This window comes from Pseudoalteromonas sp. S4492 (genome assembly GCF_005886115.1).
Classification (GTDB): Bacteria; Pseudomonadota; Gammaproteobacteria; order Enterobacterales; family Alteromonadaceae; genus Pseudoalteromonas; species Pseudoalteromonas gelatinilytica.
The window spans coordinates 68,666-80,732 of record NZ_PNCP01000003.1; the positions used below are offsets into that span (position 1 = coordinate 68,666).

General features: G+C 43.2%; 7 protein-coding genes. 5 read left to right on the forward strand and 2 right to left on the reverse strand.

Translation table 11 applies throughout. From position 1 onward, the window contains the following. Window positions 1-47 precede the first annotated feature (47 nt). Entirely contained in the window at window positions 48-740 is a 693-nt protein-coding gene (locus tag CWC28_RS00610; RefSeq protein ID WP_138624580.1) for a hypothetical protein, read from the forward strand. A 454-nt stretch (window positions 741-1,194) separates the two neighbouring features. Here the strand turns inward: CWC28_RS00610 and CWC28_RS00615 are convergent, their stop codons facing one another. Beyond that, window positions 1,195-3,447: a hypothetical protein gene (locus CWC28_RS00615; RefSeq protein ID WP_138624581.1), complete on the reverse strand. Its 2,253-nt coding sequence runs from the start codon at window positions 3,445-3,447 to the stop codon at window positions 1,195-1,197. A gap of 109 nt (window positions 3,448-3,556) precedes the next feature. After that, window positions 3,557-5,014: a dGTPase gene (gene dgt, locus CWC28_RS00620; protein ID WP_138624582.1), complete on the reverse strand. Its 1,458-nt coding sequence runs from the start codon at window positions 5,012-5,014 to the stop codon at window positions 3,557-3,559. 219 nt (window positions 5,015-5,233) lie between these two features. Between dgt and CWC28_RS00625 the strand changes: the two genes are divergently transcribed. The 4 genes from CWC28_RS00625 to CWC28_RS00640 are packed head-to-tail and all read left to right on the forward strand — an operon-like array spanning window position 5,234 to window position 11,953. Further along, complete coding sequence (locus CWC28_RS00625) at window positions 5,234-6,646, forward strand: glycerophosphodiester phosphodiesterase (RefSeq protein ID WP_105173749.1); 1,413 nt, start codon at window positions 5,234-5,236, stop codon at window positions 6,644-6,646. 10 nt (window positions 6,647-6,656) lie between these two features. Further along, on the forward strand, window positions 6,657-8,972 hold the full coding sequence (locus CWC28_RS00630) for a PEGA domain-containing protein (protein WP_063703988.1): 2,316 nt from the start codon (window positions 6,657-6,659) through the stop codon (window positions 8,970-8,972). Between the two features lie 17 nt (window positions 8,973-8,989). Continuing rightward, window positions 8,990-10,747, forward strand: coding sequence for a hypothetical protein (locus CWC28_RS00635; protein WP_105173747.1), 1,758 nt, complete (start codon window positions 8,990-8,992; stop codon window positions 10,745-10,747). Between the two features lie 12 nt (window positions 10,748-10,759). Beyond that, window positions 10,760-11,953 (forward strand): alkaline phosphatase family protein, encoded by a 1,194-nt coding sequence (locus CWC28_RS00640; protein ID WP_138624583.1) that lies wholly within the window; start codon window positions 10,760-10,762, stop codon window positions 11,951-11,953. The last annotated feature ends 114 nt before the right edge of the window (window positions 11,954-12,067 follow it).

Sequence of the window (12,067 nt, forward strand, 5' to 3'; positions counted from 1 at the left end):
TAGAAACTGCTAATCTGTACCCCTAACTTTTACAGTGACGTAAATTAATGATTAAACGGATTTTAATGACAACAGCCTTGTTGTTGCCCGCTTTTGCTTGGGCGCAGCAAAGTGCTCCTTCAGAAGCATGTCAAAGCATGCAAGCCGAACGTATAGAGCTACAAATAGCCCTGCGTAAAACCAATCTTCTCGACAAAATTGAAGCCTATAAACAGCGCATTCAAAGCTTATCGGCGCGTATATCCGAAACCTGTTTTAGTGAAGAGCAAATTGCTGAGCTTAAATCGTCGTTGTATAACCCTGACATTGCAGAGCTCGAAAACAGCTTGGCAAAGCCATTAACAGAGCAAGCCTACATCAGCAAACAAGCTGCATGGGACCGCTTTTATGTGATGCCGCCACGTTGTACAGCTCGTTCATTGCAGCTGCAAAACCTTGAATCGTGCCTTGAAAATAAGCAAGTTCAGTTTCAGCAATTTGATATGTTATGGCAGCAAAAAAGTGCGCAACTTGCCCGAACTGAAGCAAAACCAACAGATTCGTTTCATGAGTTTGTTTTACCTAGCAAAGCCGAACGAGCTAAGTTAAGCGCTGAGCAAGAGCTAAAACGCTATAGCTACAGCACCGATTCGTTTTTACCAACCAACATTATTGTGTTGTGTGTTTTAGCCGTGTCGGTGTTTTTTGGTTTGATATTTATTTTCCATTGGTTAATGCGCCCACGGTCAGTGGTGAAGTGAGTGTTTAGTTAGCGAGTTTCGAGGTACGAGATGCGAGGGGGAAGTTAGAAAGGAGCTAGGTGCTAGGCGCTAGGCTCTGAGTTCAGCTCAGCACTTGAACTGCTCATGTTTAGGGTAGGTTGGGTCGAGCGGAGCGATACCCAACATAATCCATGTAAACCTTTTCATTTAGACGCGCGAGACAAGTTTCACGCCTACGGTGAAGACATTAGGGGCTAGGCTCTAGGTTTTGGGCGCTAGGCGTTAGGACGCGATGTAAAATCGCTGCTAAAGACTCGCACCTCGAAACTCGTTTCTCGTACCTTACTCAAACCATTCCCGGCTAAAGCCAATCCTACGCGGGGAAGCATAGGCGCTGGGATTTAGGTAATCAAACGCGATGTAAAATCGCTGCTACAAACTCGCACCTCGAATCTCGCACCTTTCCCCTCGAAACTCGTACCTCGTAACTTAATCACTCATCCGTTTTAAACTGTTTGGCGCGCTCTTCAGCGTCAATCAAGGCTTGTGATTTTGGCTGTTTGGTTTTGCTTTCTATCACAGGCTTTTCGTCAGAGTTTGGATCCCAGCTTGGATCAAGCGATAAGTTCGCAAATGGATTATGCGGCTTATCATCTTGTTGCTCAGACTCTTTATCAGCGTCGCTATCAATCTCTTCAAGCTTATCGTCGTTTCTCAGTTCGTCAGAGAGATCAATCGTTTCTACCGCTGGCTGTGACGGCTCTTCTACATTAATGGAAGCTGGTTCATCTTGTAGTTCTTGTTCTAGTGCTTGTAAGGCTTTAGCTAAATCATCATCGTTAATGTCGTCGTGTTCTTCTGCTGGGTTTGGAGCAGTGACTGTTTGTTTATCTTCAGCGAAATGATCAGCAAACGATAAATCATCACTCATCAATGACGATAAGTCATATTCAGGCACTTCATCTTTATACGGTTCATCCTCAGTAATAGGCTCTTTTGTTGTGTATTCATCAAAGCCGAATGATGACGAACTCGTGAAGCTTAGCTCTTCAATTTCAGGCTTCTCAAGTTTATCTATGTCAGGTTTATCAAGCTCATCGATTTCAGGCGTTTCAAGTTCTTCGATTTCAGCTAAAACAGGCTCATCGTCTGCAATTGGCTCTTTCGCTGCGTATTCATCAAAACCAAACGATGACGAACTCGTAAAGCTTGGCTCTTCAATTTCTGGCCGCTCCAGCTCATCGATTTCTGGCTTTTCGAGCTCTTCGATTTCAGCTAACACTGGCTCATCGTCAGCGATTGGCTCTTTTGTTGCGTATTCATCAAAGCCGAATGATGACGAACTCGTAAAGCTTGGCTCTTCGACTTCTGGTTGCCCAAGCTCATCAATTTCAGCAGCCTCAAATGGCTCAGGCTCTGTAATAGGTGGCTCATCGTCAGCAACGGGCTCTTTAGTTGAGTATTCATCAAAACCAAACGATGAAGAAGCGGTATAACTCGGTTCTTCTAATTCAGGTTCGTCTTGCTCAACCTCTTCGGCTTGTGGCTCAGCGTCTTCTTTGATGCTATAGGATGAAGCAAGGCTTGCTAGTTTGAGCTCTTGCTCAAGGCCGCGTTGCTCATCTAAGAAGTCGTCATCAGCGTCAATTGCATTTTTCTCGTCGTAGCCAAGTTCTAGATCGTTAAATTGATGGGCGTTAGCAAATTCTTCATCTGCTTGTTCAGATGAACTCTCAGATTCTTGCTCTTCTTTGTCACGCTGAGCACTAAAATGCATAAGCTCAGAAAGCTCGTCATTATTATCTGTTTCGGTTGCAGTAAATGTCTCGTCGGCGAGTGGGTAGCTGTCTTCATGTGGGTGCTCTTGTTCTTCGGCGAGCACCGCTGCTGTTGCTGCTTTGAGTTCATCAGCTTCTTTTTCTGCGGCAGCTTGCGCTTCTGCGGCAGCTTTAAGGGCTTTTGCTTGTAATAAACTTTGTTCAAGTTCTGAATTTGCGTCAGCTTTTTTGCTTTGGCGAATACGCACAATCACTAAGCCTGCAACAAGTAATACCAACAACACAATTAAGCTTGGCATGAGTAATGAACTTGAAGAGCCATCATTATTTGCCGGAATAGGTTCTGGTATAGGATCTGGAATAGGTGCTGGTGTTGGCAAAGATTTCGGTGCTGGTTCTGCTTGTGGTGCTGGGTCTGCTGGTTTTTCAGCCACAGCTATTTCAGCGTCAGCACTTTGGGTTTCAAACTCAACAACTTGCTCTTGAACTGCAGGGCTTGAAGCCGGTTCAGCCTGAGGTTTTGGTGCATCTGAAATCGTAATTCTGTCAACTTTCGCAGGCATCTCAGTTTGCTCTGGCTGCTGAACTTCCGGCTCCATTTGCGGCATTGGTTGTTCGATAAGTTCAGACGTTTGCTCAGCAACAGGTGCAATAACTTCTTCTGGCTCTGCTGGAATTGCGCCAGAGTGCACAGCAGGATTAGCCGCAGTGGCTGAATTTACTGGGGCTGTTTCTTGTGTTTGTTGTTCTAGTTTTTCAAAAGCAGCGGCATTATTTACCGGCGTTGGATTTTTGCAGTTTTTCTCATAGTTTCTGGCAGCTGAGCGATAATTTTTATTGCTGGTGTTAAAGCGATACTCGTGCATTTGCTGCTTTAACAAAATACACATGGCTTCGTTGTACTGCGCTTTACTCGTAAAGCTTAAGCTTAGGAGTAATAAGAGAAAAGTTGTTTTTATAATTGGCATATGTTCCAGACCAGTAAGGTTTAATCGATGACCCAACAGTTAATTAATTCTAAGCTGAGACGGGTAATTTATCCACATTTGGTTAACAAATTAAGCGTATTCATCGCGGTTAGTCTATTACCATCAGTGCGCGGTACTCGTCGTAAGCAAATTGGTCGGTCATTCCGCTTATGTAATCTTGAATTAATCGGCAGCGATAATAGAACTCGTAGGCGGCAAAATGATCCGGTTCGGCTTTTAGGGCATCAATGGCTTTTTGATAGCTATTCAAATGTTTATTCGAAAGTTTTTTAACAAGACGAGTTTCAATTAAGTAGTTTTGATCGCCTTTTAAAACGCGTTTAAATGCATCAGCATCAAGGGCAAGCAAAGGCTTGTAGCAATCAAGTAAACCACTAATAATTCGATAACCTTGTAGCTCTAAACGCTCTACTTCTTTGTGGCAAAATACATGCTTTAACGCCACTTGTTTTAAGGTGAGCGTAACGGCGTGCAGGTGACTTCGATCTTCTAATAAAGCCTGATTAAAATCACCGTGGTAAATGGCTTCTATATTGCTGATAAAGCGCTCTGCTGCGTAGCTTACTAACGGGTGTAGCAAGGTCACGCGTAGGTAGATAAAAAATTCGCTGTTAAAATTGTAAGGCTGCTCTTGAGCCTTACTTAACGCATAATCAATAGCTTTTTCGGCAAAGTCGCTGTGTTTTGTATCGTCAATGGTTAGGTTTGTGAGTGTGCGGGTGTATTGCTCTTTTAGCTTTTCACATAGTGACTCAACACTAATTATGCCTTTTTCTACCGCATCTTCTATATCGGCCAAACAATACGAAATATCATCAGCGGCTTCCATTATGTAGCTTGCTGGGTGGCGGCAGTATTGTTCAATTTCGAGTTCAGTTTGCAGTGCTTCTACAAAGGGTTTTTCGCTGAAGTAGTAGCCCACTTTTTTCATTAAGTAGTTTTTATCTTGCGGGCTGTCTTTTTTCGCCATGCTGGCTGGGCGCGTATATTTTAAAATTCCGGCACTTTGGCTGTAGGTTAAGTTTAGTGATAATAATGAATGAATTATGCGAATACCTTGGGCATTACCTTCAAAGCTTTTTATATCTTGGGCAAGGTGTTTAAAGATCACACTAATACCAATGCCTTTACAGCGCTCAGGGGTTAGTGCGTCTAAGTGTTTTTCAAACCATTGGTTGATGGCTGCCTCGCCAAAATGACCAAATGGAGGGTTGCCGATATCGTGCATTAGGCACGCCATTTCTACTAGGCTCTCTAGCGGTCGCTCAAGCCCTGCCAAGCCATATTCTTTTTGCTTTGCATCACTGAGCTTATTAAAAATGGTTTGCACAATAAACCGGCCCACTTGTTGTACTTCAAGCGAATGGGTAAGCCTTGAGCGCACTGCAGCATTGCGTTCAAGCGGAAAAACTTGGGTTTTTTGTTGCAAACGGCGAATTGCAGCACTGTTAATAATGCGGCCCCGATCACTTTCAAGCGCAGTGTGTAAGCTATTGGTAGAGCGCATTTCGCGCGCTGGCGTAATTTTTTTACCAAAATCGATCATTTTTCATTCCCACAAAGCGGTAAAAATCGGGCTTTTGCATGTTGTTAGCAAAACATTGCTAGTTATTAAATTTAATCTAACAGCTTGTATCTTAAATTAAAATATTCATTTTTATTAAAGTTATTACTTTAAATCGAGACCTTTATTCATATATTATTCAGTTTTACGCACTTCTTCATTATCTTGAATTAGAAAGGAAAGCCTTTTGGCTGTATAGCAATGATGCAAATTTTGTCTCAAAAACCACGGCTACTAGCCAGTATTCTTCTGTGTTGTATTGGTTTAACTGCTTGTAAAAGTACCCCTGAGCCAAGCGCTGAAAACACCTTAACGATGGCCGAAAAAAATGCCATTAAGGCCAAACAGGATGCACTGCGTGCAAGAGGTTTTTATGAAAGCCAACTCGGCAATATTAATTACCTTTCGACAAGGCAATGCAGTAACTTTAATTTGCAAAGCCACCGCGGCTCAATTCGCTATGCCGAAAACTCACTTAACGCGGTGATAGATGCCATCGACAACAACTTTGATGTTGTTGAAATTGATGTGCGAATTACCCGTGACGATGTGTGGGTTGTGCATCATGATGCCCGTACTGGTCGAGAAACTGGCACCGTTGATAACCAGCGCCGCAAAATTGAGTCGATGAGCTATAAAAAAGAGTGGGGTTATTTACGTCATCGTAACCAAGATACCGGGTTACTTACCGATGATATGCCACCTTCATTCAGAGAGCTTGCTGCCACGTTTGCGCGCTATCGCAAACCTCATCAAAAATTGAATATAGAAATAAAATCAAATGCCTCAGTAAATGATTTAAAAATGCTTGATTACTTAGCGTATGAATTTGTTGGCGGCGGTAACTACTTTTTTAGCAGTTTAGAAATGCGCAACCTGACCCGTATGCGTGACATTAATCCGGATATTTACTTGGCATTTATTCAATCACCGGCAAAAGCCTCGATGAATAAGTTAGCAAGCGATCTTAAGCGTGGTGCCGGTAGTGACCCCATTTACGAGCGTAACAAAGAAGAACTTGAGAGCCTACAAGCACTAGGTAATCGCCATCATCGTGAAAAACGTTACGACAGCCCAGTTAAGCTCGATAAATTAGCCAAGCAGCTCAAACGTAATTTTGGTTATGTGCTTGATATTCGTCATTACAAGCAAAGTGCAGCACGCTTAAAACCAGTCGCTAAAGCGCGCGGTATTATGATTGCCACTTATTCTATTAACGGCCACGACTACCATGAGCGCAGCTTATTAGCGCAGTCACGCTCACTTCGCCCTGATTCTGTGATCATGGATGACACCGTTTATGGCTTTTGTTCTGTATTCGAATTACCAAAAATGCAGCCGTTTTTTAGCGATGAAGCAGACGCTAAGTTAATTGCCAGCATGCCCGCAGACCTTGATTTAGAACGCCTTGATGAGCTGTATGCTTATAAAGGGAACCAGCTTTATCCAGCGGTGGGCGGCACACTTAAGTCAACCCAAGCACAGACTTATATTCCCAAAGTAACATCGGCTCCTTCAGCACCTAATTTAGAAATAGGGACTCGCCAAGCCGATGAAGATTTTAGCCTAGAAACAGATCCTGCTGTTGAACTAGAACTGCGTAAAAAACAATAAGAACAAGACTATGACTGATTTAATAAAGCCGTTTTGGTGGCGCTGTTTGCTACTTGTTTTAGCTACTTTATATTTAATACCCGAGGCAATTTTTAATGCCCAGTTAGTCTCTTTAGTCGGTTTAGGAACGCCTTCTGCTGAAGACCTTGAACACCTCGAAATTTATGGCCGAGCTGTATCTGGAGTAGGTGTTGCACTGCTGTTAGCTGACTTTTTACCTAAAGCCATGGTTGCCAAAGTAGGCCGTGGCATTATCTCGTTTATCGCTTTATTGTGCTTAGTTTGGCCGGTGGTGTTTTTTGGCCAAAAGTATGCCATTGAAAAAACTTTAATTGAGCCTTCAACCGCAGAGCAGCGCCAGTTTGCTACCTACAGTGCAGCACTTAGAGATGCACTGGCGATTAACTCAATTAAAGTGAATGATCTTGATTACAACCCTGAGCAATTACATAGCTCAGAAAACCTGACCTTTTTGGCGCTGTTTGGTGGTTTACTGTATAGCGATGCCGCCCTTTCAGACAACCTAGAGCAAGATAAGCGAAAGATTATTGCTGCGTTTGTACAGAAAAAAGCGTATCAAGATTTTGATAAACATTATAAAAACTACAGCCAGTTATATGATGAGCTGGTGGTTAAATACAAAGCTTATGCTGATGGCAGTAAAAAGTACAACAGCACTTTGGCAAGTATCGGTGAGCGCGAGCAAGGTTATTGGCAGCAAGTTGAACAAGAGATCAATAGTGGCTGGAGCAAATACCAACAAGCGCAAAAAGCCCATATTGCAAAAGCGTCAGCGCGCGCACAAAAGTATGGCCCGAAGATTTATGATTACCACCACAGCATTGCCAAATGCCGTGAGCGTTATGACAAAAGCAGTGAAAAAGACCGTCGCAATCGTTGTTATGAACGCGAAGCAGCAGACTACCGAAGCACTATTTTAAAAGCGGGTATTGGCTACATTGAGCCTGATTACTGGCTTATTGAAGAAGATGTTTCGGTTGCTGAAAATGCTGCTGGCACGATTTTGATGGGGGTGCTCACTGGTGGTGTTTATACCGCACTACAAGCTGCTAGTTTAGCAACCGGTGGCGATGGCGGCTTTAAAGATAAGCGCTACAAATACACCGATGACCCTGATCACTATCAGCTGCGTTTTTTACAACATCCAAACTTTCATAAGATGTTTGTGAGTGAAACGGGCTATCCATTTACAATCGAAAACTTAATGGCGTTTCGTGCTCACGAAACAACGCAAAAGAAGCTTAGAGCACATTTTGCGAGCAAAGGGCTAGAGCTTGATAGCAACTGGAATGTGGATCAACGCCAAGCATTTGCCAATGCTGTAGCTACAAAAGTAACCAGCGAAGCAAATGCGCATTGGCAAAGCGAAATGCGCAAACGCGGCATGAGTTTAGAGCCAAACTTAAGCTGGGTTGCGTTTCAGTTACACCCGCAAATTCAAGCAAAAATTGCCGATAGAATGGGCGATTTATATGTGAAAAACATTCGCGCTGATTGGAACAAAAAGAACTTTAAAGACAAGGTGCTTGATCCAAACATTGCAAAACGCACCGACAAATACCTTGCCATGCTCAATAGCTCAGAAGGTAAATTTGCTGATGGTGGCGAGTATGCCGAATACGGTAAACAAGCATTGCGTTCGGTGATTATTCCGCCTATTTCGATGTCGTTGTCACTGTTTTTGATTTGCTTAACCTTTAGCAAACTGCCGTTAAAACTGTGGCAATTGATTAAACCTAAGCAAGAAAAGCAGCCAACGACTGGTGTATCTGCTTTGCAAAAGCTAATTATGCCCGCGCTGATTTTGGTAGTGCCAGTAATGTTTGTGCATAACACCTTTACCGAAGACGACCAAAGCCCTGTTAACTACTTTTTAGACAAGGTCGATGAGTCAAGCAATCCGGTATTTAGTTATGCGATTCGTTGGACCTTGCATGCGCAGCCTCTGTTGCATCCTTTGGGGTTAGCGTTTGAAGAAAAGCTACATATTTACGAGAGCTTTAGCCCAATGAGTCATGCTTTAGCTAAGGTTGATATTTTGCGCCACGGCGATGCCAACTTAACTGAAGAGCAACAACAGCGTAGACAATATCTGGTAGAGCAAAAAACCAAACTTACCATTACTACAAACCCGGCGAACGCCACGATCCGCATTATGAATATCGGCCCTAAATATCGCCCCGGCATGACATTAAAAACTGGCGCTTATGATATTCAAGTGTCGGCGCCTGGGTATAAAACGTATCGACGTTGGCACCAAGTAGATGCTGGCGAACAAACATTAACCATTGATTTAAGCAATTAATTAAGCAAGGAATGAAAATGCAACATTGCCAAACTACGGTGTATGCCACCGATCTTCACTGTTGTGATTGTGGAGAAGCTCTTGAGCAAAAAAGACAAATGCACACGGTTGAAGAACTCAGCCCTGACTTGCTGGTTGATGTAAAAAACTATGCGCCACAAGCGAGTACGATCACAGGCGTTGTGAAATCAATGTATTACTATAAGCGCCGCTATAAAACCAATAACGACAACATGCTATATGGTTATTGGTGGTTAGAAGTTGAAGACAAAGACGGCATTATTCATGAATTTAGTGTTGATGCAGAAAAAGATGTGATTGCGAACCTACAAAAGGGTAATGTGATCACCGCATTTCAAGAAACACCGTTAACGCTTAATTATCGCATTGCTGATGGCAATGCTAGGCGGGTAGTTAAAAATGACCGCTTTATGCCAGTTGTGATTGTGCATTTTGCTGACCAACAATATCGCAGCTGGGACAAAACCATTAGCCGAAACTACACTGGCGGAACCATACTGTGGCTGGTGCTAAGTGTTATTACATTCTTAATCATGTTGTTTGCTGCAAAGCTTGAGTTTTTGCCTGCGCTACTTGCGTCATTGCCTGTGGCAATAGGGGTATTTATGGCAGAGCACAACTACCATAAAAAAGCTAAAGCCAAACAAGAAGCAAAGTATGATGCGATTTTAGCAGCAACAGATGTGATGCTATCGACCACCCTAAATCAATTGGGTTATAACATGCTGGCAAGAACGCCGAGTAAGTCAGATGTTATTTGTATCTCTTGCCAGCAGCGTATTAGCCAAGATGCTGCGCATTGTTATTGCTGTGGCGCTAAGCAACACGTTGAAGCGATTGCTGAAAAAGAACAATCACTTGCAAAAGATGATGAGCAAGCCATTAGCATTCAAAAAGCGTTAGAGCCAAGCATAACAAAACCAACCAGTATTGCTCAGCTTGAGCATGCCATTATGGATGAGTATAGCCTTGCTTATGAAAACGATTATGTGCATAAAAATGTTTGGGCACGTAACGAAAAAGGCACTATTCATCACCGTGCAGTGCTTGGCAAAGTATTAGAAAAAGAGCAAAGCGCACATGCTAATGAAACCCGCCAAACCGTGACCACCACAGAAACCACAACCACCTATCGAGGTGGCATGTATGTTGGTAGCGATGTAAAAGAGCGCGTTGAGGTTTATCGTAATCGTAGCACCACTTTAAAAGGTGAAATCATGCTCGAAACCGCATCGGGTGAGCCGTTTATTTTTAAAGCGGGTGAAGATTTACTAGGCTCTGTCGATATTGGTGATTGGGTGTATTACGCCTTCAGCAGTGTCGATACAAAGCGCTATTCTGAGTATTACCGTGAGTATGCGGTTAATGTGAGTAAAGACATTAAGTACAACAACTCTTCTGTCAGAAACTTTGGTATGGTGCATGGTTTTAACCGTATGGTATTGCTTGGCCTAACGTCAGTAGGGCTAGCGTGGTACTTTGATGCTCAAGATTTTTACCCATTAGTAAATACACTTGTGCCAGATGCTGGCATTGATTTACTCAATAATTACCCGCAAGTGGTTGAGCACTTAGATGGCCTACCCGTTGCAGTGTTTATTGTGTTAAGTGTGGTTACGGGCGTTTGGGGCTTTATTTATAGCCAAATAAACGGCTCACGTTTAAAACGTAGTGTGAAAAAGCTAGAAAGCATGATCACAAAATTTTCAAAACAGTTTGATAAAGTTTCTGAGCAAATTAACAAATTGAACTAAAAAGGGTTTCGCATGCGTATTTGGCAATTAGTTTTAGCGGGTTTATTAGCATTCAGCTCTCTTGTAAAAGCGGAGCAAGAGCAATCGGTCGTGCTTATTTCGATAGATGGCTTTCGTTGGGATTACATTGAAAAACACCATGCAAAACACTTAAAAGCAATCAGTGAACAGGGCGTGAGAGCAAGTAAAATGCGCCCTGTTTATCCGACCAAAACCTTCCCGAATCATTTGTCGATTATTACCGGGTTATTGCCAGTTAATCATGGCATTGTCGAGAACCGCTTTTGCGATACTGAGCGCAACGACTGTTACAAAATGGGTAAAGGGAAAGACGATAGCACTTGGGTGAATGGCATTCCGCTTTGGAACCTTGCACAAATGCAAGGCTTAAAAGCCGCCACTTATTTTTGGCCTGAATCAGATGCGCGCTTTAATGGCATGCTGCCTGATTACTTTTATCATTATTCAAAACACAGCGACTACCAAAAGCGTGTTGATCAAATTATTCAGTGGTTGAGCTTACCAAAAGCGCAGCGCCCGCGTTTAGTGGTTAGCTACTTTTCGCTGGTTGATAGCATGGGGCACGAGTTTGGCCCTGATGCCAAAGAGACGTATGACGCAGTGCAAAAGCTCGATAGTTTAATGGCTGATTTATCGAGCCGTTTAAAAGCGCTTGATGAAAACATTAACTTAGTGATTGTGTCTGATCACGGTATGGCGTCTGTTGATCCAAGCCTTAGCATTAAAATTGATAGCTTGCCGCAAGATGAAAACTTCATGGTGCAAAACACCGGTCCTCGGGTTTTATATTATGCAAAACCAGATAGCAAAGCAGACATCAGCGGATTCAGTAAAAAGCTCGCTAATGCTGCTGATGGTCGTTATATCGTGCTAAGCGAGCAGCAAAAGCGTGATTATCACTACGATAAAGGCACACGCGTTGGCGATATTATTTTACAAACCGATGCCCCTCGAGTGTTTACCGACAGTAAAATGGCCGGTTATTTAGGCACTCACGGTTACGCCTATAGCGAAGATATGGCCGCAACCTTTATCGCCACCGGCCCCGCCTTTAAACAAGGCCTGCGTTTAGACGAAGTAAGTAATTTAGATGTGTACCCGCTGATCGCCAAAATTCTAGGCCTTGAGATTTTAAGCCCAATCGATAGCGACGGTGAAAGTTTGTGGCCCGCGATTGAGGAGTAGGTGTGAGTTAGTGAGGGGAAAGTTTCTAGGGGAAAGTTGCTAGGGGAAAGTTGCTAGGGGAAAGTTGCTAGGGGAAAGTTGCTAGTGGCATCTGTAAAGGCGATAGGCAATAGG